Source organism: Stenotrophomonas sp. YJH_SMC_120 (genome assembly GCF_059368675.1).
Genome location: NZ_JCAFRY010000008.1, coordinates 80,387 through 106,702 on the forward strand (window position 1 = coordinate 80,387; position 26,316 = coordinate 106,702).

Genomic DNA, 26,316 nt, shown 5'->3' on the forward strand with positions numbered 1-26,316 from the left:
TCCTGCGGCAAAGAAAAGGCCGGCGTGCGCCGGCCTTTCCTCATTACGTCGCGAAGCTGCTTACAGCGACTTGGCCGCTTCCACCACGTGGGCAGTGGTGATGCCGAAGTGCTTGTACAGCTGGTCGGCCGGGGCCGAGGCACCGAAGGTGTCGATACCGATCACGGCACCGTCCAGGCCGACGAACTGGCGCCAGAAACCGGTGACGCCGGCTTCCACCGCCACGCGCTTGCGCACGGCGTTCGGCAGCACCGATTCACGGTAGGCCGCATCCTGGCGCAGGAACACGTCGGTGGACGGCATCGAGACCACGCGGGTCTTGAGGCCGGCCGCGTCCAGCTGGGCCTTGGCTTCGGTGGCCAGCGAGACTTCCGAACCGGTGGCGATCAGGATCACGTCCGGGGTACCAGCAGCATCGGCCAGCACGTAGCCACCGCGCTCGATCTGGGCGATCTGCTCGGCGTTGCGCGGCTGGTGCGGCAGGTTCTGGCGGCTGAACACCAGGCAGCTCGGGCCGTCCTGGCGGGTGATCGCAGCCTTCCAGCTCACCGCCGACTCGACCGCATCGCACGGACGCCACACGTCGTTGTTCGGGATGTAGCGCAGCGAGGCCAGGTGCTCCACCGGCTGGTGGGTCGGACCGTCTTCGCCCAGGCCGATCGAGTCGTGGGTGTAGACGTGGATGGCGTGGGCCGGGATCAGCGCGCTCATGCGCACGCCGTTGCGGGCGTAGTCGCTGAACACCAGGAAGGTGGCGTCGAACGGAATGAAGCCACCGTGCAGGGCCAGGCCGTTGGCGATGGCGGTCATGCCGAACTCGCGCACGCCGTAGTACACGTAGTTGGCGTTGGCGTCGTCGCTGGCAACCGATTTGCTGCCCTTCCACAGGGTCAGGTTGGAGTGCGCCAGGTCGGCCGAGCCGCCGACGATTTCCGGCAGCAGCGGTGCGTAGGCTTCGATGGCCAGCTGCGACGCCTTGCGCGAGGCGATCGTCGGGCCTTCGGCGGCCACCTGGGCGATGTAGGCATCGGCCTTGGCAACGAAGTCGGCCGGCAGTTCGCCATGCGAGCGGCGGGTCAGTTCGGCTGCTTCAGCCGGGTACTGGCTGGCGTACTTGTCGAACAGCTGTTCCCACTCGGCCTGGCGCAGCGTGCCGGCGCCGTTGGCGCGCCAGCCGTCGTAGATCGCCTGCGGGATCTCGAACGGACCGTATTCCCAGCCCAGCTGCTTGCGGGTGGCTTCCAGTTCGTCCTTGCCCAGCGGTGCGCCGTGGCTGGATTCCTTGCCCGCCTTGTTCGGCGAACCAAAGCCAATGGTGGTGCGGCAGCAGATCAGGGTCGGCTTGTCGCTCTGCGACAGCGCGGCCTCGATGCCGGCCTTGATGCTCTCCGGGTCATGGCCATCGACATCGCGCACCACGTTCCAGCCATAGGCCTCGAAACGCTCCGGGGTGTTGTCGGTGAACCAGCCCTCGACGTTGCCGTCGATGGAGATGTGATTGTTGTCCCAGAAGCAGACCAGCTTGTGCAGGCCCCAGGTACCGGCCAGCGAAGCGGCTTCATGCGACACGCCTTCCATCAGGCAGCCATCGCCCATGAACACCCAGGTGCGGTGGTCGACCACTTCCAGCTCCGGGCGGTTGAAGCGCTGTGCCAGCAGCTTCTCGGCCAGGGCGAAGCCCACGGCATTGGCGAAACCCTGGCCCAGCGGGCCGGTGGTGGTTTCCACGCCCGGGGTCTCGTGGCGCTCCGGGTGACCGGCGGTGTGGCTGCCCAGCTGGCGGAACAGCTTCAGCTGCTCGATCGGCAGGTCGTAACCACTCAGGTGCAGCAGCGCGTACTGCAGCATCGAACCGTGGCCGTTGGACAGCACGAAACGGTCGCGGTTGAACCAGTGCGGGTTGCTCGGGTTATGGCGGAGGTAGTCGTTCCAGAGGACTTCGGCGATGTCGGCCATGCCCATGGGCATGCCGGGGTGGCCGGACTTTGCGGTTTCAACCGCATCGGCGGCAAGGAAGCGGATGGCGTTGGCCAACTGGCGACGGGTAGGCTGCGTCATGGTTCTGTCGGAATCGGGAGGCGGCCGCGGACGTGCGGGCGGCCTATTGTCCCATAGTCGCCGGGCGGGGGGTCGGTTCACCTTGCCCGGTCGTGCCGGCCGCTGGCCGGCAACGTCGTCATCTCCCCCGGATTCCGCATGTGAAGCGGGGTCGGAGCCCTTTCCCTGCGGAAAGGAATCCGACCCCGATCAGGTCGCCAGCAGTGGCGTTGGACTCAGTCCTGCTGCGGGCCCAGCGCCGGGCCGTCGTGCGATTCGCCCTTGGCCACCAGGGTGGTCAGGGCCAGGTCGCCGGTCACGTTCAGCGCGGTACGGCACATGTCCAGGAAGTGGTTCACGCCCAGGATCAGGCCGATGCCCAGCGGGTTCACGCCCACCATCGCACAGATCATCGCCACCACCGGTAGCGAGCCCGACGGCACGCCGGCGGTGCCGATGCCACCGAGGATGCAGACCGCCATCACCATGATCTGCTGGCCGATGCTCAGGTCCACGCCGAAGAACTGGGCCAGGAAGATCACCGTCACGCCCTCGAACAGCGCGGTGCCGTTCTGGTTGGCGGTGGCGCCCACGGTCAGCACGAAGCGCGACACGCGCTGCGGCAGGCCCATCTGGTCGGCCACGCGCAGCGCGGTCGGCAGGGTGGCGTTGCTGGAGGCGGTGGAGAACGCCATCACCGTCGCTTCCTGGGTATCGCGGAAGAACGACAGCGGCGAACGGCCGGACAGCCACACGGCGGTACCGTAGGTCACGATCATGTGCAGGCCGAGTGCCAGCACTACCACGCCCACGTAGGCACCGAGGCGGATGATCAGCTCGAAGCCGAACAGCGCGGCCAGGTTGAACATGAAGCAGGCCACCGCATACGGAGCCAGGCGGATGACCAGGTTGATCAGGGTCATCGAGATTTCGAACACGCCCTCGATGGCGCGGCGCAGCGGGGCCACCTTCTCGTTGTCGGTCAGCACCATGCCGATGCCGAACATCAGCGCGAAGAACATCAGCGACAGGATCGCGCCGTTGTCGGACGCGGCCTGCAGCACGTTGCTCGGCACGATCGACAGCAGCATGTCCATGCCCTTCGGCGTGCCATGGATGCCAGCAACGATTTCCTTGCTGCGCTCGGCGTTCTCCGAGAGCATCATCGCGGCGACCTGTGGATCGACGCCGGCACCCGGCTTGAGCAGGTTGACCAGCACCAGGCCGATGCCCACGGCAATGCCGGACAGCAGCACGGTATACGCCAGGGTCTTCCAGCCGATGCGGCCGAGGGCGCGGATGTCGCCCATCTCCGACACGCCCATGATCAGCGCCGAGAAGATCAGCGGCACGATCAGCATGAAGATCAGGTTGAGGAACAGGCCCGACGCCGGGGTGGTGATGTAGTCCATTACCCACTTGGCACCGGCCTGCAGACCATCGACGCTGCCGCCCAGTGCGTGCACGATCAGTCCCAGGATCAGGCCGATCGCAAAGCCGATGCCCATCTTCCAATGCAGGGGCAACTTCTTCTTGTCGGCAGCAGCTGCTGTCATGCGCGGGTTTCCTCGAAAAATGAATGCACTCTAACAAAGCGCGCAAGCGGCGCCGGTTCAGGTTCGCCGCGTTGGATACAGCGGCGCCAGGCCAGTGTCAGCGGCGCCGGTAGCCGCCGACCAGTGCGGTCCGTCACGGAAGACCTCGCGCAGACGCGCGCGCAGCGATGCCAGGTCGCCCTGCCCGCCCCAGCGTGCCTGCTGCAGGTCCTGCAGCACCTGGCGCTGGCCAGGGTCATCCAACCGCGCGATGACCTGCTCGATGCGCTCAACCCCGGCCATCGCGCACAGCTGCGCTTCCACCTGATCGAAGCCTTCGCCATCCAGCGTGCGGCGCAGTTCGGTCAGGCCGGCACGTCCGCGCGCCACAGTCGGCACAGAGGGCTTGCCGGCTGCAGGCGTCGCCGCACGCGGTCGGCGGCCTCGCTGCCAGCCCCACAACAGGGTCAGCAGCCACAGCAGCGCCAGTCCGATGACCGCGCCCATCCACGGCCACGAGCGTTCGGCCAGGCCGCTGGCGCGCGGATCGGTCGCGGCGATGCGGCTGTCCTGGCCATCGCCACCCGGCAGCGCAGCATCGGTGTCGATCGGCGGCAGCGGCGCAGGTGAAGCACTGCCACCGCCACTGCCGGCTGCGACAGCCAGTGTCAGGTCCGGCAGCGTCGCTTCCTGCGCCTTGCCTGCGCGCACATCCCACCACGGCAGGCGCGGCCCCGGCACCACCAGCGAGCCTGGCTGGCGCGGCACGATCGAATAGCGGCGGGTGATCTTCAGCCGCGGGGTGCTGCCATTGAACGATTCTTCGTACTGCGTAGGTTCGGCGAATACCTGCGCGTGGGTGCCCAGATCCGGCACCGGCAGGTCGGTGAACTGTGCGCGGGTTGCCCCTTCGGCAATCGCCTCGACCACCACAGTGGCGGCCTCACCGGTACGGGCGCTGGTCGGCGCACTGGTGTAGCGCAGCTGGAGGCTCTGCAGCGGAAGCCATGGCTGCGGCGCCTGTGCCGGTTGCGCCTGCACCTGCAGCGTGCGGTCGGCGCCGGTGGCATTCATGCGGCCGTCGCCGCCGCCGAAGAAGTCGTCGAAGAAGCCACCGGCACTGCGCCCACTGAAGCGCGCACCGGCCAGCCGAAGTGCACCGCTGCGCTCGGGGATCAGCAGGAAGCGGCGCTCGACCACGTTGTAGCGGCGGCCGTTGACCTGCCGCACATCGGTGCGGTCATCGCCTACCCGCTGCAGCGACGCACCCGCCGGGGTATCCAGCACCAGTTCGCCAGAGGCCAGCTGAGAGGCGAAGAACAGCCTCACCACCACGCCTACGCTCTGCTGCACGTACGGCGTTTCGTCATCGACAACGGTTTCGATGAATGCCACCGCATTGCTGTCGGGGCCGGCCACGGCAGCGGCATCCACCTGCAGGGTCAGCGGCGCGGTACGTGCACTGCCCACCTGCAGGCCCGGCACCACCAGTGCACCGCTGCGCCGTGGCGTCAGCGCCACGCCATACAGGTTGCGCTGCTGCATGCTGCCGTTGCTCCACTCCACCTGGCGGCTGCTGGTCTGCCCGCTGAGGTCGAAATCGGTGCGCAACGGTGTGAAGTCAGGGGCGCCCTGGTCGCTCTCGACATTGAGCGTGACCGTGTCGCCCATCGCGATGCGGTCGCGGTCAAGCCAAGCGCGCGGCTGCGCCCAGGCCAGCAGCGGCAGCCACAGCAGCAGCGCCGCCAGTACCTGTCGGGGCCAGTGCCCGTGCATGTTGATCGCCCGCGTCATCGCCCTTCCCTCTTCCTGCGTTCATTTTCCAGCTGGAACTTGGCCCGCAGCAATGCGCCCGGATCATCCGGCACGCGCCGCATCCACGCCTCGACCGCCTGTTGCTCCTCGCGTTGACGCGGAGTAGTGCCGTCACTGCCTGGCACGGGTTTGCCATCCTGTTCGCCCTTGCCCTCACGTGCCTGCTGCATTGCCTGCTGCATGCGCTGGCGCTGCTGCTCATCAGCCTGGGCCTGCGCCTTGGCATCCTCCACCTGTGGTGGCGCCTGCTGTCCATCACGGCCACGCTCACCGGGCTGAGGCGCCGACTGCGCGTCGTCGTCACCCGCCTTGGGCTGCCCCTGCTGGCCCTGCTGAGATGGTGGCTGACCCCGTCCTGGATCCTTCTGGCCCTGCTGCGGTTGCTGGCCCTGCGGGTTCCGCTGGCCCTGTGAATTGTTCTGCTGCTTCTGCTGCCCGTTCTGCTGCGGTTTCTGCTGGTCCTGGTCCTGCCCCCCCGACTGCTTGCGCTTGCGTGCGGCATCAACCACGGCACGGTTGGCGGCTGCATCGGCCATGCCGGGATGCAGCGCCAGCGCGCGGTCGTAGGCGGCGATGGCTTCGTCGTAGCTGCCCTGGCGCGCCAGCGTGTTGGCCAGGTTGTACCAGCCCGCATCACTGTCGATGCCCTCGAACTGCTTGCGCGCAGTGGCGAAGTCGCCCGCGCGATAGGCCTGCACGCCGTCGGCCAGGCGCTGGTGCTGCAACTGGTCGGCGCGCTTCCACAGGGTGCCCTGCGATGGCGGCGAAGCGGGCGCTGAAGGTGCCTGCGCCTGCACATCCCCCATCCAAGGCAACAGGCCCACCGCCAGTACTGCGGCCAGCAGCGCGCGGCGTCGGAAGGCGAGCAGCGCCAGCAGCATCACCGGTGGCAGCAGCCAGAATCCTTCATCGCGCCATTGCCTGCCCTCGCCGGGCCGCTGCGCCGCAGTACCTTCGCGTGCATCAAGCACACCCAGTGCGCGCAGGTCACTGCCATCGGCGGTGATGCGCGCATAGCGACCGCCACCTGCCGTCGCCACCGCACGCAGGCGGCCTTCGTCCAGCGCAGCCTGGCGGATCTGTCCGCTGTCGTCACGATACGCCGCACCCGCCGGTGTACCGAGCCCCAGCACCGACACCTGCAGGCCGAGACCACGTGCCTGCGCGGCCGCCAATGCAGCTTCACCATCGGCTTGATCGGTGACCAGCAGAATCTGTCCCTGCGGTGCAGCGATCTGCCGCATCAGCCGCGTGGCCCAGTCGATGCCACGGTCGGCACGCTGGCCATCGCGCGGCATCACATCCGGTGACAAGGCATCCAGATACAGCGCGACGTTGCTGCCGTCATCGGTCAGCGGCGCGACGGTGTAGGCATCTTCGGCGTACACCACCAGCCCCACCTGCCCCCCCTTGCGCGCGCGCAGGAGCTCGCCGACCTTGGCCCGTGCCTGCAGCAGGCGCGACGGTGGCAGGTCGGTGGCAGTGATGCGGCTGGACAGATCCAGCACGATCAGCAGCGGTGCGCTGGGCTGGAACATCGGCTGTGACTGCTGCCGCCAGCTCGGCCCCGCCATCGCCAGTGCTGCCAGCGTCCACCCCAGCAGCACTGCCAATGGCAGCCGCACGCGACGGCGAGCACCGGCCACCAGCAGATGCGGCAACAGGTGCGCATCCACCGCCTGCCGCCACGCATCGCTGCGCCGCTGCCGGTAGAGTGCCACGGCGAGAATCACCGGCAAGGCCAGCAAGGCCCACAGCCATTCCGGGCGCAGGAAGTGCAGCGCATTCCAGTCGGGAAGATGGGATGCCAACGCGATCATCGACGGCGCTCCGGCCACATCCAGGCCAATGCCCCCAGCAGCAACGCCAGGCCCAGCGGCCATGCGTAGCGTTCCTCACGCGGGCGCAGGCTCGGTCCCTTCGCCGCGATCGGCTCCAGCCGGTCCAGTTCGGCGTAGATGCCGGCCAGCTGCGCGGTATCGCGTGCGCGGAAGAACTGGCCACCTGTCAGGCTGGCAATCTTCTTCAACGTGGCCTCGTCGACCGGGTCCTGGTCGGCGGAAATGGGGATACCAAACAGGCGCATGCTGCCATCGCCACCAAACGCAACGGTGTGGATGCGTACACCTTCGGCCTGCGCGACTTCGGCCGCACGCAGCGGTTCGAGCACGCCGGCATTGCTGACGCCGTCGGTCAGCAGGATCAGTACACGCTGCCCTTCGGGCTGGCTGCGCAGGCGCTTCACTGCCAGGCCGATGGCATCACCGATGGCCGTCTCGCGGCCAGCCAGGCCGACCACGCTGTCGCGCAGCTGGTCGCGCACACTGGCCAGGTCGGCAGTTAGCGGCGTGAGCGTATAAGCACGGTCACCAAAGATCAGCAGGCCGATGCGATCGCCAGCACGACGATCCAGGAAATCGGCCAGCACGGCCTTGGCTGCGGTGAGGCGATCCACCGCCTGCCCCCCCAGCACCATGTCGCCCTCGCCCATGCTGCCGGACACGTCCATCGCCAGCATCATCTGCCGGCCCTGCTGCGGTGGCGTGATCGCTTCACCCAGCTGTTGCGGGCGAGCCAGTGCGACGCACAGCGCGCACCAGCCCAGCCACAACAGCAGCGTACGCAGCCACGACACATCGACGCGGCCGCCACCGGCCAGCGCTTCCAGTTCCGTCGCCGCATAGGGCACGCGCAGCGCAGCGCCGGGATCGGCACGACGCTTCCACCAGCGCATCAGCAGTGGCAGCGGCAACGCCAGCAGGGCCAGCGGCCACGCCAGCTGCAGGTCCGGCCATGGCCAGTAACTTGCCAGCAGGTTCATTGGCGGCGCTCCAGCAGCATCGCCAGGTAGCGCTCGCGCGCCCAGCTACGCACGGCCGCCACTTCGCTGGCGTCCACGCGGGGACGATAGGCACCTTCGGCCAGCAGGCTGCGGCGCGCATCCGGCAACGTGCCCTTCGGATCCACGCGCTGCCACCAGGCATCGTCACGCAAGGATTCACTGCCGGGCTGTGCCTGTCGCGCGGCGCGACGCAGCAGGCCGGCGATCGCCGCCAGTTCCGCGGTGGCATCGGCGGTGGTGGCCAGCTCCTGGTCGAACGCCTGCAACCAGCGTTGGCGACGACGGCGGCGTTTCCACCACAGCAGTGCCAGCGCCAGGATCACCAGCAACACCGCGCCACCGACCATCAGATAGCCGGGGGCCGGCGGCCACCACGACGGTGCCGGCGGCAACTGCACATCGCGCAGCGGAAGGTTGGCGCTCATGCCGGCACCTCGGTTACCGGTGGTGCCAACCAAGCGTCGCTGGGCGCATCGGTGGACAACACCTGCACGTCAACGCGGCGTGCGCCGAGCTGGCGGCGCAGCGCCTGCAGTGGTTCGACGAAGTGCGCCTGCCAGTGCGCCTGCACCTCGCTGCGACGCAGGTCGAGGCCAATGCGTTGCTGCGCGGCCTGGAACTGCAGGGCCGCCGAGGGCGGTTGCAGCTCGAGGGGATCGACCAGCAGCACCAGGCTGAGGTCATGGTGCTGGGCCAGCGCGCTCCAGCGCACGACGGGAATCCGCGCGGCCTGCTGCGGATCGGCCAGCACCAGCATGCGCGCCCCGGGGCGCAGCACGCGGGCGGCATGGTCCAGCGCGCGCTCCAGGCCGAGATCGTCGGCGGGCGGCTGTGTGTACCAGCGGGTGAGCGCGTCGAGCACGCGCAGTACACCACGCGGCCCACCCGCAGGTGCAATCGGCGCTTCGCGGTCACTCCCGCGCAGGGCACCCACGCGGTCACCGCGACGCTGTGCCGACCACGCGGCAACGGCGCCCGCGCGGGCCGCCTGCACCGACTTGAATCGCACGCGGGTGCCGAAATACAGCGCCGGCGACGTATCGGCCACGATCAGGCTGACCCGCTCGCGTTCGGCCTGGAAAAGCTTGGTATGGGCACGCCCGGTCCGCGCGGTCACGCGCCAGTCGATATGCCGGGCATCATCACCGGCCACGTACTCGCGTGACTCGGCGTACTCCATGCCACGCCCACGCAGCGGCGACGGCGCCTGCCCGGCATTACCGGCACGACCACGGCGCGGCGGCGGCGGCCGCTGTGCCAGCCGGCGCAGCGCCACCAGCTCGGACAGGTGCGGGCGCAATCCGTCGCCATCACTGACGGTGGATGCGGCTTCCAGGGATCGATCGGTCATGCGCGGGCTCAGGGTGCCGGCACCCGGGCCAGCAGCTCCTGCACCAGGCGTTCGCCATCCCAGCCTTCGGCGGTGGCTTCGTAGCTGGGCAGCACGCGATGGCGCAGCACGTCGGCGGCGACCGCACGCACATCGTCGGGGGTGACGAAGTCACGGCCGGCCAACCAGGCGCGTGCACGTGCGCAGCGTTCCAACGCAATGGAGCCACGCGGGCTTGCGCCCCAGGCGATGCGGCGCCCGAGGCCGGCGTCATAGCGCGACGGATCACGCGACGCCAGCACAAGTTCGACCAGATAGCGTTCCAATGCCGGTGCCATATGCAGGTCCAGCACTTCGCGGCGGGCATCGAACACATCCTGCATCGGCAGCTTCTCCGGTGCGGGTGCCGCTTCGCCCAGTGCGCCACGGGCACGCTCGCGGGCGAGCCGCAGGATCTCCGATTCGGCCGCCTGGTCCGGATAGCCGATGCGTACGTGCATCAGGAAACGGTCCAGCTGCGCTTCCGGCAGCGGGAAGGTACCTTCCTGCTCGATCGGATTCTGCGTGGCCATCACCAGGAACAGCGGCGGCAATGCATAGGTGTGGCGGCCAACGGTGACCTGGCGCTCGCCCATCGCTTCCAGCAAGGCCGACTGCACCTTGGCCGGCGCACGGTTGATTTCATCGGCCAGCAGGATCGGATGGAAGATCGGGCCGGGTACGAATTCGAAGCGCCCTTCCTGCGGGCGCCAGATCTCGGTGCCGGTCAGGTCGGCCGGCAGCAGGTCGGGGGTGAACTGCACGCGGGCGAAATCCGCCTCCAGGCGCGAGGCCAGCGCGCGGATGGCCGTGGTCTTGGCCAGGCCCGGCGCGCCCTCCACCAGCAGGTGGCCGTCGGCCAGCAATGCGATCAACAGGCGTTCGACCAGGGCCGCCTGGCCGACGATTTCGGCCGACAGCGCGTCGCGCAGCTGGTTGAAGGCGCCATGCAGGCGGGAGGTGGCCGGCGCGGGCGGCGGGGAGATGGTTTCGGGCATCGGCGGTGGCAGGTTCATGGGGGCCTTTGACCGGCGCGGGACGGCACGGGTTCCCGACATCATCGCAGGGTGCCTTGCGATTGGCATCAAGAACGGCTGAACGGGCAACTCATCCACGCATGGCGTGGATCTACCGGATCATCCGCGGATTACGTCCGGCATGAACGAAGAAGGGCCGCACATGGCGGCCCTTCTTCGTATCGCGGGTGCGCTGGCTCAGTTCTGCTTGGCCACGCGCAGCACCTTCGGGGTGACGAACACCAGCAGCTCGGCCTTGTCCTTGCTGCGGCCACGCTTCTTGAACAGGTTGCCCAGGAACGGCACATCGCCCAGGAACGGAACCTTGCTGATGCTGTTGCGGTCGGTGAACTCGTACACACCACCGATGACCACGGTCTGCCCGTCCTCGACCAGCACCGCGGTGTTCACCTCGCGGCGGTTGATCGACGGCACGGTGCCATAGCCTTCCAGCTGGATCAGCCGGTCCACTTCATCCTTCTTCACCTGCATGTTGAGGAACACGCGGTTGTCGTTGGTGATGGTCGGGGTGACCTTCAGTTCCAGCACCACTTCCTTGAACTGCACGTTCGGCGTAGCGACACCGCCCGCACCGGCGCTGATGGTCACATAGCCGATTTCCTTACCCTGCTTGATCAGAGCCTCGCGCTGGTTGGTGGTGACCACGCGCGGGTTGGAGATCACTTCACCACGCGACTCTTCCTGCATGGCCGACAGCTCGACGTCCAGCAGGTAGCCGGCATTGAGGATCGACAGCGCAAGCGAGCCTGCCGGGTTGGTGGACGCCGCCGGCATGGCCCAGTTCAGGCCACGGGTGATTGCCGAGCCGACCGGCACCGGCGCCGGGCCCGTACTGCCACCGGCCAGCCAGTCGCGGTAGGCCTTGGCGTTGGTCGCGTTGGCTTCGACCTGCGACTTGCGGGTTGCCTCGTTGGCTTCCAGATTGCCACTGAAGTAGGCGTTGTCGCGGCTGCCACTGATGCCGAACCGCGCACCCAGCTCACGCGCGAACGTATCGGTGGCGATCACGATGCGGCTTTCGATCAGCACCTGGTCGACCGGGCGGTCGATCACGTTGATCAGCTCACGCATGCGCGCGATCTTCTTCGGAATGTCGCTGATCATCAGCGTGTTGGTGCGCTCGTCGGCAACGATGCGGCCACGGCCGGACAGGAAGCCGCTTTCCTCCTGCGACGACCCACCGCCACCGCCACCTGCGCCACCACCGCCACCGCCGCCGATGCCCTTGGCTTCGGTCAGGGCTTTGAAGATCTGGGTGGCGCTGTGGTAGTTGATCTGGACGTAATCGGTCACCAGGTCTTCGCGGTTCTCGATGGCGATGCGCGCGTCTTCCTTCTCCTGCTCGAACTTGGCCAGCTCGGCCTGCGGGCCGACCCAGATCACGCTGCCATCGCGTCGCTTGTCCAGGCCCTTGGCACGCAGCACGATGTCCAGTGCCTGGTCCCACGGCACGTTGACCAGGCGCAGCGTCACATTGCCCTGCACCGAGTCGGAGGCCACCACGTTGAGGTTGGACTCTTCGGCGATCAACTGCAGCACGGTGCGCACCGGCACGTCCTGGAAGTTGAAGGTCACCGGCTTGCCGGTGAAGCCACGCTGGCCGACGGCCTTTGCGGCCTGGGTGACGCTGCCGGCGGTCACTGCACCGACGGCGGCCGGAGCCTGTCGCGCGCTGATCTCCACCACATATTCGTTGCCGCTCTGGTAGGCCAGCGACTCCACCGCACCGCCGGTGCTCAGCACCAGCTGGGTGCCGGCGCCGGACGGCTTGGCGTCGATGCGCTGCACCGGCGTGGCGAAGTCGACGACGTTCAACGGCTTCTGCAGGTTGGCCGGCAGGCGGGCATTGCCCACGTCGACCACCACGCTGTTGCCCTGCGTGCGCAGGTCCGGGATCGCGCCCTGGCCGTCAAACTGCACGATCAGGCGGCCCGCGCCATCATCGCCGCGCTTGAAATCGATCTTGGCCACCGACAGGCCGGCCGGTGCCGCGGCCGGTGCGACGGTGGTGCCCACCGGCTTCTCCGCCGGTGCGGCGGCCAGCGCCGGAGCGCAGGCCAGCATCAGCGCGACTCCCAACGCGCTGACACGGTTCAAGGTAGAGCGCCGGTTGGGACGCAGCCCCTTGGCTTGGTGAAAGGTCATCGTGCTATCCCCAGTAAACGATCATTGATCTTCAAGCGAGAGCGTTGCCGGCCGTTCCAGCCAGCCACCCGCGCCATCCGGCACCAGTTCGATCAGCTCCACACGGTCTTCGAAGACCGCAGTGACCCGCCCGTCGCTCTGCCCCAGGTAACCGCCCGGGCGCACCCGGTAGGTCACCTTGTCCGGCCCCATCACCAGTGCGACGGTGCCGCCGCCGGTGCCGATGGTACCGACCATGTCCAGTGCGTCCAGCGGGAAGCCCTCCAGGGGCTCCTTGCGCCGGTTCGGATCCGGCCGCAATCCGCCATTCCCCTGCGGATTGGTCCAGGCATCGGTGAACGGATCACGCAGGCCCTGCGCGGAGTATTCGAAGGTCTCGAACTGCTGCATCACAGGCAACGGTTCCAGCGGCTGCGCCGGCCGGGCACGTTCGCCTTCCACCCACTTCTCGAGATTCGGCGCATCGCCCGGCGTGCTGGTCACGCCACGGCCGCAGGCAGCCAGCAGCAATACGGCAGCGGCCATCCCGCAGCGTGCAAAGAAGGAACGGATCACTTGCTGCCCTCCTTGCCGGCTTCAGCCTTCTGCTGTTCCTGCACCTCGGTCTCGTCGAGATACCGGTAGGTCTTGACCGTGCCGGACAATTCCAGCGCACCGGCACGCGAACCACCGCCGGCCTTGTCCGCCGGCTTCAGGTTGATGTCGTGCATGGTCAGGATCACCACGCGCGGCAGCGAGGCCACGCCACTGACGAACGCACCGAACTGGTGGTAGCTGCCCACCATCTTCAGCTTGATCGGCTTCTCGGCGTAGAACTCCTTGACCTGCTCCTGTTCCGGTTCGAACAGCTGGCTGGTCAGGCCGCTGGACAGCGCGGTCTGCGAGATGTCGATGATCAGGTCCGGCATTTCGGTCTTGCTGGGCAGCTGCCGCAGCATCTGCTGCAGCACCTGCTCCATCTGCGCCAGCTGCTGCTTCAGCGGCCCCAGGTTCACCGCGCGTTCCTGCTGCTTGGAGAACTCGGTACGCAGATCGCTTTCCTTCGATTCCAGGCTGGCCAGTTCATCGCGCTTGCCACTGATCAGCAGCATCCACGCAACGAACATGATCACCAGCGCCAACAGCGAGCAGAAGACGATCTTGGCCTTCTGCGGCCAGTTGCCGATGTCGTTGAAATCCAGGTTCTTCAGATCGATTTTCTGGCTCATGCGCGATCCCCCTGCAGCGGGGCGTTGAAGGCCTGCGGCGGCTGCGCCAGGCGGCTGCCCTCGGGCTTCGGCGCAGGCTTGGCAGCCGGGGCTGCCGGCTGGTTCGGCGCGGCCGGGGTGGCAGCAGGTGCGTTGACCGGAGCGGCGGCGGGGGCGGGTGCAGCCGGAGCAGCAGCGGGCTGGCCTGCGGCCGGTGCAGCAGGCGCCGCTGCATCCGGGCCGGCGGCAAGCGGGGCCACTGCGGGCGGAGCCGGCGTTGCCACCGAACCATCGGCGTTCAAACCGGGGGTGCCGGTCTCTTCACTCTGCGCAGGCAGCTTCACCGTGACCTTGAACATGTACGGCAGCGCCTTGATGTCCGATACCGGGCCGGCTGCACTCTTGTCTCCGGCGCTGGCCTGGATGATCGACAGCTCCGGGTTGGTCATCCAGCCGGAGGTTTCCAGGTTGCGCATGTAAGCCGACACGCGGGCATTGGACTGGGTGCGTCCCTCGAGGGTGAGCATGTCCCCCTCCTGCTGCAGGGCGGTCAGCACCACGCCGTCGGGAATCGTGCGCACCAACGCGTCGAACAGGTGGACCATCTGCGAGCGCTTGGCCTGCAGTTCCTCGATCACCTTCTTGCGGGCCAGCAGGCGGTCCTTCTGCGCATCGAGGCGATCGATCTCCTTGTTCTGTTCCTTGACCTTCTCGATCTCGGCTTCCAGATAGGCATTGCGGTCCATCTGGCCGCTCACCTGCCGGTCGTAATAGAACCAGATCAGCAGCGACAGCAGCAGGCCACCGATTGCGGCCATGCCCAGCATTGCGTAGAACTCGCGCTGGCGTTGCTTGCGCCGCTCGGCGCGCCAGGGCAATAGATTGATGCGTGCCATCAGTCGAAGCTCCTCAGCGCCAGACCGGTGGCGATCATCAGCGCGGGGGCATCCTGGGCCAGCGCATGTGCGTTCACCTTCGGGCCCAGGGTCATCTGTGCCAGCGGATTGGCGACCACGGTCGGCACGCCCAGCTGTTCCTCGACCATCTCCGGCAGGCCACCCAGCACGGCGCAGCCGCCGGCCAGCACGATGTGATCAACGCGGTTGAACTCACTGCCTGCATAGAAGAACTGCAGCAGGCGGCTGATCTGCTGGACCGTAGCTTCCTTGAACGGCTCCAGCACTTCCATCTCGTAGCTTTCCGGCAGCCCGCCCTGGCGCTTGGCCAGGCCGGCCTCCTCGTAGCTCAGGCCGTAACGGCGCATGATCTCGTCGGTCAGCTGCTTGCCACCGAACACCTGTTCGCGGCTGTACAGGCTGCGGCCGCCGCGCAGGACGTTGAGGGTGGTCATGGTGGCGCCGATATCGACCAGCGCGACCACGCCCTCGATGGACACCGGCAGCTCGCTGGCCACCAGGGCATAGGCGTTCTCGACCGCGAAGGCCTCCACGTCCATCACCTTGGCCTGCAGGCCCCCCAGCTCCAATGCCGACTGGCGCAGTTCCACGTTCTCCGAACGCGACGCGGCCAGCAGCACCTGGACCATCTCCGGGTTGTTCGGGATCGCCCCGATCACCTCGAAGTCCAGGTTCACTTCCTCGATCGGGTACGGAATGTAGTTGACCGCTTCCAGCTCGATCTGGGCTTCCATGTCGTTCTCGTCGAGCTCGGCCGGCATCGGGATCACCTTGGTGATCACCGCCGAACCGGCGACGGCGGCAGCGGCCAGCTTGGCCTTGCTCCCCGAGCGGTTCATCGCACGGCGGATGGCCTCACCCACGGCCTCCACTTCCACGATGTTCTTCTCCACCACCGCGTTCGGCGGAAGAGGTTCCACGGCGTAATGTTCCACACGAAAACGGTTGCCACTGCGGGACAGCTGCAAAAGCTTTACCGCAGTCGAACTGATGTCGACGCCTACAAGCGGCGACTGACTTTTTGGGATGAGCCCCACGGTTTCTCCCCTGCCGACGGGCACTTGGACGCAAGACCTGCGCCCGAGCATTAATAACGTATTCTTAGCAAATGGCAACGGCCCTGCTGTGAAGTCCCTCACGGATTCACCATGCAGCCCCTGACTGTTCCCCTTGCGCTCCCCGGTGCCGACCCCAGCCGCCACCTTGCGTAATCTATACTCTGCGACCACGAAATTCGCAATCGGAATCTGAACCCGATGACTCGACTCCGCCGCTGGCTGCGCTGGATCTTCCTGATTGTCCTGGTCCTGGCGCTGATCGGCGCGGCCGCCGTGGGCGGTCTGTACTACGCCGTGTCCTCCAAGCTTCCCGACGTGCAGACCCTGCGCGACGTGGAAATGCAGGAGCCGATGTACGTCTATGCCGCCGACGGCAAGCTGATGGCGGTGTTCGGCGAGACCCGGCGTACCCCGATCACCATGAAGGACGTGCCCGAGCGCCTGAAGCAGGCCTTCCTGGCCACCGAGGACGCCCGCTTCTACGAGCACGGCGGCGTGGACTACATGGGCATCGGCCGTGCGGTGTGGCTGCTGGCCACCACCAACGACAAGCGCGTGCCGGGTGGCTCCACCATCACCCAGCAGGTGGCCCGCCAGTTCTTCCTCAGCTCTGAGTACAGCTACACCCGCAAGCTGGCCGAGATCCTGCTGGCGCGGAAGATCGAGTCCGAGCTGAGCAAGGACGAGATCTTCGAGCTGTACCTGAACAAGAGTTTCTTCGGCAATCGTGCCTACGGCGTGGCCGCCGCCGCCGAGTTCTATTACGGCAAGAAGCTGAACGAGCTGGACCTGGACGAGATGGCCTCGCTGGCCGGCATCCCCAAGTTCCCGTCCTCGGGCAATCCGATCTCCAATCCGGAGCGCGCCCGCCAGCGCCGCGACAATTACGTGCTGCAGCGCATGGCCGACCTGAAGTTCGTCAGCCAGGCCGAAGCCGACGCGGCCAAGGCCGTGCCGATGCACGCCACCGCCCATGAGCCGCCGGTGCAGGTCGACGCGCCGTACGTGGCCGAACTGGTGCGCCAGGAAATGATCGCCCGCTTCGGCGGGGATGTGGTCAACAAGGGTTACCACGTCACCACCACCATCGACTCCACCCTGCAGACCGCCGCCAACCAGTCGGTGCGCGACGGCCTGCTGCTGTACGACCACCGCCACGGCTGGCACGGCGTGGAGAAGCAGGTGCAGGTGGGTGCCGGCGAAGACGCCGCCGCCCTGGCCGAGCACCTGCGCGGCCTGTACGGCCAGGCCGGCCTGCTGCCGGCGATCGTCGCCAGCACCGGCTCCGATGGCAGCGCCACCGTGGTGCTGGCCAACCGCAGCGAGATCGTGCTGCCGGCCGGCGCCGCCAAGTGGACCAACAAGACCCCGGGCAAGCTGGTGCAGCGCGGCGACATCGTGCGCGTGCGTGCCGGTGCCAAGGAAGGTGAGTGGCTGCTGGACCAGATCCCGCGCGGCCAGTCCGCGCTGGTCTCGCTGGATGCCCACAGCGGTGCACTGAAGGCGCTGGTTGGCGGTTTCAGCTTCTCCGGCAACAAGTTCAACCGTGCCACCCAGGCCCGCCGCCAGCCGGGTTCGAGCTTCAAGCCCTTCATCTACGCCGCGGCCTTCGACAAGGGCTACAACCCGGCCTCGATCGTGCTCGACGCGCCCGTCGTGTTCCGCGATCGCCGCGGCAAGACCTGGGCCCCGCAGAACGACGGCGGCGGCTTCCGCGGCCCGATGCGCCTGCGTGAGGCGCTGGTGCAGTCGCGCAACCTGGTCTCGGTGCGCCTGCTCGACGGCATGGGCGTGGACTACGCGCGCAAGTACATCAGCGAATTTGGTTTCGCCGAATCCGAACTGCCGCCGAACCTGTCGATGTCACTGGGCACCGCCTCGCTGACCCCGCTGTCGGTGGCCCGTGGCTACGCCGTGTTCGCCAATGGCGGCTCGCGGGTGGATACCTGGTTGATCGACCAGGTGAACGACCGCGACGGCAACCTGGTGTTCAAGGAAAACCCCGCCCTGGCCTGCCGCGACTGTGCCGGCAGCAGCGACCAGCCGGTCAACCAGGTCGTGGACGGCTTCAACTTCGGCGCCCCGGCCCCGAAGGTGGACCCGGCGGCTGCGGCGAAGGCCGAAGCCAAGACCGAAACCCCGGCCACGCCGGCCAACCCCGATGCCCGCACCGCCCCGCGCGCGATCGACGCCCGCACCGCCTACCAGCTGGTGTCGATGATGCGCGACGTGGTCCAGCGCGGTACCGGCGTGCAGGCCAAGGTGCTCGGCCGCGAGGACGTGGGCGGCAAGACCGGCTCCACCAACGACCACCGCGACGCCTGGTTCTCGGGCTTCGGTGGCCCGTACGTGACCACTGTGTGGGTGGGCCGCGACGACTTCCGCTCGCTGGGCTACCGCGAATACGGTGGCAAGGCCGCCCTGCCGATCTGGATCGACTACATGCGCACCGCGCTGAAGGACACCCCGATCGCGCAGAACGAGCCGCCCAGCGGCATGGTCCAGGCCACCCTCAACGGCGCGACCGAATGGGTGAAGGTGGAAGACATGGACCGCCTGACCGACTACGACCTGAACCTCAATACGCCGCAGGCCGACGCCGCCGCGTTCGATATCTTCTGAGGAAGGATCAGGTGGGTGCCAACCTTGGTTGGCACCGATGCGGCTCCGGTAGCTACCAACCTTGGTTGGCGCCTCGTGCCGACCAAGGTCGGCACCTACCAAAGCGTTGGTGGGTGCCAACCGTTGGTTGGCATCTCTGCGCCATACCCACGCAGATGTCACATCCCTGCGCTACTCTGTAGCCAGGTCGCAACAGGGAGTCATCGCATGCATCGCGCCCGTCAGCATGCTGCCAGCCAGACCCGCGAGCGTCGCCACCGCCTCGCCCACGAAGCCGCCCGCCTGATGGCCGAAGGCGGCATCCGCGACTACCACCAGGCCAAGTTGAAGGCCGCCAGCCGGCTCGGCATCCACGACGATGCCTCCCTGCCCCGCAACACCGAGATCGAAGACGCCCTGCGCGAGTACCAGCGGCTGTTCTCCGGCCCCCAACACGGCAACGAACTGCAGCGCCGCCGCGAGGCCGCCATGCGTGCGCTGGAGTTCCTGCACGGCTTCGCCCCTCGCCTAGCCGGCCCGGTGCTGGAGGGCACCGCCGACGCCAACAGCCCCGTGCAGCTGCACCTGCACAGCGACGACCCGGAAGCCGTGCACCGCTTCCTGGACGAGCACGGCATTCCCGCCGAATCACGGACGCGCCGCCTGCGCATGGACCGCGAACGCTGCCTGGACGTGCCGGTGTGGGTGTTCAGTGCCGAGGAACTGACCTTCGACCTGGCCGTGCTGCCGTACGACGCCCTGCGTCAGGCGCCGTTGTCGCCGGTGGACGAAAAGCCGATGCGGCGCGCGTCTGTCGCGCAGTTGCGGCGGGTGCTGGCCGAGGCCGAGATCACCGCGTACATCGGCGGATGACGGTGGCGCCGGCCCATGGCCGGCGAGCGCAGCGGTACCTGCCAGTGGTGGGTGCGGACCGTTGGTCCGCACCGTGCTTCAGGCAATCGATTGCTGGCCGAAGAGCAGTCGAGCGCGGCTCGACTCTACAAAAGCTGCGCTACCTGCTCTGGCAGATGGCGCCCATCATGCTCCCGCTACCAGACGAAACGGGTATCGCGCAGCGGGTCGCTGAGCAACCGCGGCAACCAGGGCGCGGGGGCCCGCTGCGGATACTCCCGCATCATCTGCGCATGCATGGCCTGCAGGTCCCGCAGCAAGCCGGCCTGAAAGTAGACGTCGTTGAACGTATCCGACCACCCACTCTTCACCCGCTCACGCTCGCCGCCCTTCAAGAGCGGCATCTGGTCCAGCGGCACGTCCAGGATCGTCGCCAGTGAGGCGTTGATCTGCGCATTCTCCACAGCGGCCTTGCGCACGGGATCCAACCGATCCCGAATCTGCCGGCAGTCGTAGGGGAAGCACCCGCCTGTGACGTTGATGTAGTCAGCAATGTCCGCCAGCATGTCGGCCTTCAGACGCCACACCACCTCGCTGTCCATCACCTGCCGCACCCGCATCATGCGCAGCGTACTCGCCCGCACGTCCTCCGGCGTGGTGAACTCGGCCCCCCGCGTGCTGCCAGCGTGGCGCACCAGCACGATGCGATGGATCGCCTCGTGGGTGACGCCCTCGATGCGCAGCGCCGCTGTATCCGGATGTATGCGCGGCGGCGGCACGCCCAGCATCTGCCACAGGTACCACAGGACCAGCAGTAGACCGACGATGCACAGACCGCTCATCAGCGTCCACAGATCCAGGTTCCGGGTGTAGTAGCGAAAGCGCGCCCGCCAGATATAGAACGTGCGATAGCTGATGAAGCCGCTTACCCATCTGTACATTGCCATCTCCTTGGCCAGGACCCCGGCGCGACGGGGTGGATTACGCGCGTCACGCCGGGGCTCCATCGCTTACCAGCCGATGCCCACACCCACGCCCATGCTGCGTTCACCGCTGTTGGTGAACGCACCATTGAGGCTGAAGGTGGCCGAGCCCTTTTCGTTGAGCACGCGCTGGTAGCCCACCGCCATGGCGGACTCACCCTCGGCATAGCCCACGCCCGCGCCGAGACGGTTGTAGGTGGCCAGGCCGGCGGTGTTCATGGCCATGGCCGTCTGCGCACTGCTCATCGCGGCCATGCGGTTGAAGCGTTTGTCCATCTTGTCCAGGCGACGCTCGAAGTTGCTGATGGCGCCATCGGTGTACTCGTTGGCGCGGGCCAGCATCTTCTCCAGTTCAGCGGTATCGACCTGCGGCGTGGGCGACGGCGTGTCGTCCTGCTTCGACTTCGGCTGCGGCGTAGGCGAAGTGCCCTCGCCTGCCGAGGCCACCTGCGGCGAATCGCTGGCTTCCGGCGTCGGCGTGGCCTGTTCGGTGGGCGCGGCCGAAGCCGTAGCCAGCGCACGCGACTGCGGCTGGCCATCGACGCGCTGCTCCAGACCATCCATGCGGCCATTGAGCTGCTGCTGCACGGCGTGTAGCTGGCCACCGTTGACCGCCTCGCGGCTGCCGGCCGCGATCAGGCCGTTGGCCACGTTGGAGATGACCATGCCGTTGGCGCCCGCCAGGGTGAGCTGGGCGGTGCCGTCGCTGCGGGTGGACGGGGTTTCCTGGAAGACCGAGCGGAGCTGGGTTTCGACGCGGTCCATGCGGGAGCCGGTGGTGACTACGGCGGAGTCCAGCGTGGTGAGAGCGTCGTTGACGGTGTTCTGGTGCTGGCCCTGGACGGTGAAGCCGGGGGTGGTGACGTTGCCGTTGGCGTCGATGTTGCCGCCGAGGGTGGACAGGGCGCCGCGGAGCTGGCCGATGGTGGCTGCGTCGTTGGCGTTGCGGCCGTTGGCTACGCCCGTGAGACGGCGCTTCAGCCAGTCATTGCCGAAGGACACAGTGTCTGCATCATCGGCGATAGATTGATAGCCGATGGCAACCGAATTGCTGGCATTAGAACGGACCTCACTCCCTGCACCGAGAGCGATGCCCCCTCTAGCAGCCACTTGGGTCCTGCCACCCACAGCGAAGCCATCTTCTGCTTGCTCATGGACGTAGGACGCGCGCCCCAATGCCACCGAATTTTTTCCTTGGGCCGTTGCCCATGCACCTACAGCCACGCCGCCTTCTGAATGCAATGATGCCTTTGCGTTCTTGCCAATCGCCAACCCAGCTGGGCCTGCTTGAGCTGGATACTGCCAATCCTCAGGGATCCAGCCAAATGCGAAGTTGCTGCCCATTTCTTCAATGGAGCTCAGTCGTAGGTTCGTGCTGTAAAGCTGGCTCCCACGCACCACATCCGAACTATCAGCGGAGAGGTGCGCATCGGCAACACCGGTCAGGCGTGCGCCGCCGAAATCGATGAGGTTTCCATCGCTGGTCTCAGTCAGAAGATTCTTCTGATCCGAGCTCCAATCGCGCTGCATTGCATCAAGGTCGCGTCTGTTGCGCTCGATCTTCTGCTCCGTGGCATGCAGCTGATTGCCAGTCACCGCATCACGGCTGCCTGCAGCAATGCGTCCATCGGCCAGATTCGAAAGAACCATGCCTTGCGCACCGGCCAGATTCAGCTGACCAACTCCATCCACCCCGGTCGAGGATGATTGTTGGAACGTCGCACGCAACTGGCTTTCGATGTTCTCTACGCGGCCATCAGCTCTGACCACCGCGCCGTCCAGGACGGCCAAAGCGTCCCCGACGTTATTCTGAGTTCCGCCCTGCATGCCATAGACAGGGGCTACAACGCTACCATTTGAATCGACACCGGCACCTCCACCGAGGGCAGAGACAGACTCGCTCAACTGCGCGATGGTTGCGGCGTTGTCACCGGAGGTACCCCGCGCAACATTCGTAAGCCTGCGCTTCAGGGTTGAGCTCCCTATGGATACCACTCGCTCCTCCTCGGCGATCGAATTTGCACCTAGTGCAACCGAGTTAAACGCACCAGCCCTCACCTCTGAGTATGACCCCAAGGCGACGCCGTGGTCCTGAGCAACTGAAGCGCCAGCACCCAACGCGAAACCCGCTTCAGCAATTTCCTCGACTAGCGAGCCACGACCTAATGCAACCGAATTTTCGCCCAATGCAGTGGAGTAGCTGCCAACTGCAGTTCCCCCCTCTGTACGGAGCGACGCCTGCGCACCATTTCCAAGGGCGACGCCAAACAGCCCGGATTCTGCCTCCATAGCTCCAAGCTCCTTGCCGAAGTCAACCAAGCGATCCTTCAACTCAAGCGCTCCTATCCGAGAGTTGGTCGCAAACAGCTGCCCGCCATTCACCGCATCCGTACTGGCCGAAGAGCTGATATCACCCGCCGCCACACCGGATACGCGGGCACCCTCCATATCCACCAGAAGACGATCAGCACTGAACTTCACCACACCATCCAGATCCGGATCGAAGTTATCGAAGTCCGCACGCAGCGTATCCAACTCGACCCGGTTGTCGGTGATACGCCCATCCTGATCCGCCAGCTGCTGCGCATGCCCAGCCAAATCCTGTCGCTGTGTCTCCACCGTGGCATTGGTCGCAAACAGCTGCTGTCCGGTCACCGCATCCGTGCTGCCCGTACTCAGCGTGCCGTTGGCGATGTTGTAGATGCGCCGCTTGCCACCGCTCTTGTTTGCAACATCCACGATAGTCCCAGTGTTCTCCGCACCCAGGCGCACGTTGCCACTGGCAGACACCTGGCCCACCAGTCCGCCCAAGGCATCAGCCTTCAGAACAGCGCCATCGGCTACGCCACGGGCAGCGTCGGCCGCCGTCTTCGCCGCGGTTGCCGCCGTGCGCACGCTGGTCACTTCGCTATTGGTGGCATTGAGCTGCTGCCCGGTCACTGCATCCGTGCTGGACGTACTGAGCACGCCATTGGCCAGATTCTGCAGCTTGCGCTTGGCCCCGGTCTTGTTAGCCACGTCGATGACGGTGCCGGTGTTGTCGGCGCCCAGGCGCATGTTGCCGGTTGCCGACACCTGCCCCACCAGGCCATCCAGTACCGCCAGCCGCGCCTGCGCACCGTCTGCGGTCGCCTTCACAGCAGCCACGCTAGTGTTGGTGGCATGCAGCTGCTTGCCGGTCACCGCTTCACTGCTGGACGTACTCAAGGCGCCGTCCGCCACGTTCACCACCTTGCGCTTCAACGAGCCGTTGCCCACCGAGACCTGATTGGTTGCAGTCGTGGCTGAGCCATTGCCCAGCGCAACCGCGCCCGCATGTGTCGCACTGGCGCGATCACCGAGGGCCAATGCGCTCTGCGCCGTGGCAGTGGCCTGATTGCCCAGTGCCGAGGCATACAGGCTGCTGGCTACGGCCCCGCGCCCAACGGCCGTGGCCTGGTTGGCCGACGCGTTGCTCTGGAAGCCTAGTGCCATTGCGTGCGTGCCTTTGCCGGATGCCTCATGACCGACGGCAATACCACGATCACCCGTTGCCACAGCGTCCAGTCCAAGTGCCACCGCACCGTTGCCACTGCGGGTTCCAGCACCGATGGACACACCCGCGTTGCCACTGATCTTGTTACCCGCGTCATCCACCGTCGCGCGAGCGTCTGCGCCCATGGCGACGCTCTTGCCGTTGTAGGCTTTGGCGTTGTTGCCCAGCGCCGTACTGATGCCGTAGCTGGCCTGCTCCGCGACAGCTCCCGGGCCCAGTGCCACCGCAATGGCATTCAGCCGTGCAGCCGTTGCGTCGGCTGCTGCCTGCGCCTTGCTGACATTGGCGTTGGTTGCATTGAGTTGCTTACCCGTCACGGCCTCAGTGCTGGATGTAGAAAGCGCCGCATCCTTCAGGCCGGTGATGCTTCGAACAGCATTGGACTTGTTGCGGACATCCAGCACGGTGCCGGTGTTCTCGCCGCCCAGGCGCACGTTGCCACTGGCCGAGACCTGGCTGACCAGGCCGCTGACCGCATTGGCCTTGGCCAACGCTGTATTGGCATTGGTATTGGCCGTACTGGCCGTCGCCTTTGCAGCATCGGCTGCGGCCTGAGCACTGGCTACATTACCGTTGGTGGCATTGAGCTGCTTGCCCGTTACCGCATCGGTACTGGTTGTCGACAGTCGTGCGTCGGCCAGATTCACGATGCGCCGCTTGATCGAACCATTGCCAACAGAGATGGAATTGGCCTCGTTGGCCTGTGAATGAGCCCCCAGCGCGACGCTACTGGAGGCTGCTGCCTTCGCACCGTAACCAATTGAAACTGCGTCGTACTCCGAACTGGCAGAGCCACCAATAGCGATGGCTCCCGTGTAGCCGCCTGTTCCGGCAAACGCTCCACCACCGATGGCAATTCGCGAGACGCCAGCGGAACTGTCCACGGTCCTCGCGCTTCGTCCAATTGCGATGGCGTCGTCGCCAATGGCCGTCGCGTGGTTGCCCACCGCGATTGAGTATGCGCCGAATGCCTTGGAGACGGCCCCCACCGCGGTCGCGTACTGTGAGGTTGCTTGGCTGAGGTAGCCAAGCGAGTGTGCGGTCTCGGCTGAGGCAACTGCAGAACTTCCAAGTGCGACCGATGATCGTCCACTGGCGGCGGCCTGACCACCAATAGCAACTGCACTCATGGCGGATGCCTTTGAATCCCTGCCCATCGCTATGGCGAAGGACTCGGTCGCCTGAGCGTTGGCACCCGCGGCAACACTGTAGGATGCACCGGCAAGCGCCCTCCAGCCGAACGCAGCGGAGTAGAAGTTTTCGGACTTCGCTTCCGGACCCACGGCCGAACTGCCATAGCCATTGGCTTTCGCTTGATAGCCAAGTTCCAGCGCATTGATGCCCGCACGTGGCGTAGCTGAGAACAGCGAGTATGCGGAAGAGGATCCTGCGCGCCCCCCCGCGTTCAGGCAAAGCGCCTGCCAGATGGACTCATCGCACTCATCAGCCGCGATGATGTCGCTGGCTTCCGCAGAGGGAACCGCAAGAACAAGCCCAAGCAACACTGCGCCCGCAGCCGTTGACCGCGGCTTACCTGCGGTCGACGCCAGTTCGCTGGCGACAACCCAGCATTGGCGGGTTCGATTCCACACACGTCTGTAGATACGGTTCATTGCTTACTCCTTAACAGCCAGTTCAAGTGAAAGCCCGCCAGCACCCGCTGGCGGGGCTGGGGAATCAACCGGCGCTGGGCGCCAGGGTCTGTACGTGCTCGCGATAGCCATCGCGGGTCAGCCGGTAACGCATCTGCAACGTGTGTCCCGGCTGCACGGGGAACGGCAGCTCCAACGCACTGCCGGGGTACAGGCTTCGCGACACATCGTGCGCGGTGCAGCGCGCGCCATCGCAGTCGGCGATGCTGGTGATGCCCACGCGCACCGTGCCGGTGTTGCGCAGGCGATTGCCCTCCACCTGTACCGCCATGGCTGGCTGCGCGGGCAGCACATTGACCAGCGCCCCCCAGACCAGGCTGACGCCGATGTTGGCCTGTGCACGCTCACCCTCGCCTGCGCGCTCGATCCCTTCAGGGCCACGCACACCTTCGAAATACACGCGGTAGGCGGTTTCCTTCTCGACCGGCTGCAGCGGAATCACCCGGATCAGGCGATTGCCGCCGCCGGCCAGCGCAAACTTGCCGGGGGTGATGGCGATGGCCGCTTCGCCGGGCTCGATCTCGACCTCCTGCTCATCCGCGCTGGCTGGATTGACGATGCGCTTGATCGAGGCCTGCACGTACTGCGGCTGGGTGGACTGCGAATAGATACGAATCTGCGCACCCTTCTTCACGTCTACCGACGTGCGCATGGGGTGCACGGTGAGATTGGCGTGGACAGGCATCGCCATCAGCAGCGACAAGGGAAGCAGGCAGCGAATGAAAGGCTTCATCGGGGGGCTCCATGGGAA

18 protein-coding genes are annotated in these 26,316 nt (G+C 66.5%); 2 read left to right on the top strand and 16 right to left on the bottom strand.

Translation table 11 applies throughout. From position 1 onward, the window contains the following. Positions 1–60 precede the first annotated feature (60 nt). The 13 genes from tkt to AC5P60_RS12005 all read right to left on the bottom strand — a co-directional run bounded on the left by tkt (position 61) and on the right by AC5P60_RS12005 (position 15,921). On the bottom strand, positions 61–2,058 hold the full coding sequence (gene tkt / locus AC5P60_RS11945; protein WP_005410847.1) for a transketolase: 1,998 nt from the start codon (positions 2,056–2,058) through the stop codon (positions 61–63). A gap of 215 nt (positions 2,059–2,273) precedes the next feature. Beyond that, positions 2,274–3,593, bottom strand: coding sequence for a dicarboxylate/amino acid:cation symporter (locus AC5P60_RS11950; RefSeq protein WP_005410848.1), 1,320 nt, complete (start codon positions 3,591–3,593; stop codon positions 2,274–2,276). A 57-nt stretch (positions 3,594–3,650) separates the two neighbouring features. Continuing rightward, entirely contained in the window at positions 3,651–5,366 is a 1,716-nt protein-coding gene (locus tag AC5P60_RS11955; protein WP_483693661.1) for a BatD family protein, read from the bottom strand. Further along, positions 5,363–7,207 (bottom strand): VWA domain-containing protein, encoded by a 1,845-nt coding sequence (locus tag AC5P60_RS11960; RefSeq protein WP_483693678.1) that lies wholly within the window; start codon positions 7,205–7,207, stop codon positions 5,363–5,365. The genes AC5P60_RS11955 and AC5P60_RS11960 overlap by 4 nt, the downstream gene beginning before the upstream one ends. After that, complete coding sequence (locus AC5P60_RS11965) at positions 7,204–8,208, bottom strand: vWA domain-containing protein (protein WP_483693662.1); 1,005 nt, start codon at positions 8,206–8,208, stop codon at positions 7,204–7,206. The genes AC5P60_RS11960 and AC5P60_RS11965 overlap by 4 nt, the downstream gene beginning before the upstream one ends. Next, on the bottom strand, positions 8,205–8,654 hold the full coding sequence (locus AC5P60_RS11970; RefSeq protein ID WP_049453322.1) for a DUF4381 family protein: 450 nt from the start codon (positions 8,652–8,654) through the stop codon (positions 8,205–8,207). Before AC5P60_RS11970 ends, AC5P60_RS11965 begins: the two co-directional genes overlap by 4 nt. Continuing rightward, positions 8,651–9,580 carry a DUF58 domain-containing protein gene (locus AC5P60_RS11975; RefSeq protein ID WP_049453324.1) on the bottom strand — a complete coding sequence of 310 codons (930 nt, stop codon included), beginning with the start codon at positions 9,578–9,580 and terminating at the stop codon, positions 8,651–8,653. The genes AC5P60_RS11970 and AC5P60_RS11975 overlap by 4 nt, the downstream gene beginning before the upstream one ends. Before the next feature lie 8 nt (positions 9,581–9,588). Continuing rightward, positions 9,589–10,614, bottom strand: a complete 1,026-nt coding sequence (locus AC5P60_RS11980) for an AAA family ATPase (protein ID WP_049404036.1) — start codon at positions 10,612–10,614, stop codon at positions 9,589–9,591. Between the two features lie 198 nt (positions 10,615–10,812). Further along, the gene (locus AC5P60_RS11985; RefSeq protein WP_033834937.1) at positions 10,813–12,780 is read right to left on the bottom strand and encodes a type IV pilus secretin PilQ; all 1,968 of its coding nucleotides are present in this window, start codon (positions 12,778–12,780) and stop codon (positions 10,813–10,815) included. 21 nt (positions 12,781–12,801) lie between these two features. Further along, positions 12,802–13,305, bottom strand: coding sequence for a pilus assembly protein PilP (locus AC5P60_RS11990; protein WP_044571441.1), 504 nt, complete (start codon positions 13,303–13,305; stop codon positions 12,802–12,804). Positions 13,306–13,331: 26 nt separating this feature from the next. Further along, entirely contained in the window at positions 13,332–13,988 is a 657-nt protein-coding gene (locus AC5P60_RS11995; RefSeq protein ID WP_005410857.1) for a type IV pilus inner membrane component PilO, read from the bottom strand. Then, entirely contained in the window at positions 13,985–14,863 is an 879-nt protein-coding gene (locus tag AC5P60_RS12000) for a PilN domain-containing protein (RefSeq protein ID WP_049453328.1), read from the bottom strand. The genes AC5P60_RS11995 and AC5P60_RS12000 overlap by 4 nt, the downstream gene beginning before the upstream one ends. Further along, positions 14,863–15,921 (bottom strand): pilus assembly protein PilM, encoded by a 1,059-nt coding sequence (locus AC5P60_RS12005; protein ID WP_010484061.1) that lies wholly within the window; start codon positions 15,919–15,921, stop codon positions 14,863–14,865. Before AC5P60_RS12005 ends, AC5P60_RS12000 begins: the two co-directional genes overlap by 1 nt. Before the next feature lie 219 nt (positions 15,922–16,140). On the opposite strand from AC5P60_RS12005, the gene AC5P60_RS12010 reads away from it, so the two are divergent. Both AC5P60_RS12010 and AC5P60_RS12015 read left to right on the top strand, forming a co-directional pair. After that, on the top strand, positions 16,141–18,564 hold the full coding sequence (locus AC5P60_RS12010) for a PBP1A family penicillin-binding protein (protein WP_164133533.1): 2,424 nt from the start codon (positions 16,141–16,143) through the stop codon (positions 18,562–18,564). Between the two features lie 207 nt (positions 18,565–18,771). After that, positions 18,772–19,416 carry a hypothetical protein gene (locus AC5P60_RS12015; RefSeq protein ID WP_483693663.1) on the top strand — a complete coding sequence of 215 codons (645 nt, stop codon included), beginning with the start codon at positions 18,772–18,774 and terminating at the stop codon, positions 19,414–19,416. Between the two features lie 176 nt (positions 19,417–19,592). On the opposite strand, the gene AC5P60_RS12020 is transcribed toward AC5P60_RS12015, so the two are convergent. The 3 genes from AC5P60_RS12020 to AC5P60_RS12030 form a co-directional block, all read right to left on the bottom strand. Next, positions 19,593–20,336, bottom strand: coding sequence for a hypothetical protein (locus AC5P60_RS12020; protein WP_483693679.1), 744 nt, complete (start codon positions 20,334–20,336; stop codon positions 19,593–19,595). Positions 20,337–20,405: 69 nt separating this feature from the next. Beyond that, on the bottom strand, positions 20,406–25,526 hold the full coding sequence (locus AC5P60_RS12025; protein ID WP_483693664.1) for an ESPR-type extended signal peptide-containing protein: 5,121 nt from the start codon (positions 25,524–25,526) through the stop codon (positions 20,406–20,408). A 64-nt stretch (positions 25,527–25,590) separates the two neighbouring features. Then, the gene (locus AC5P60_RS12030; RefSeq protein WP_483693665.1) at positions 25,591–26,298 is read right to left on the bottom strand and encodes a pilus assembly protein; all 708 of its coding nucleotides are present in this window, start codon (positions 26,296–26,298) and stop codon (positions 25,591–25,593) included. Between the last annotated feature and the right edge of the window lie 18 nt (positions 26,299–26,316).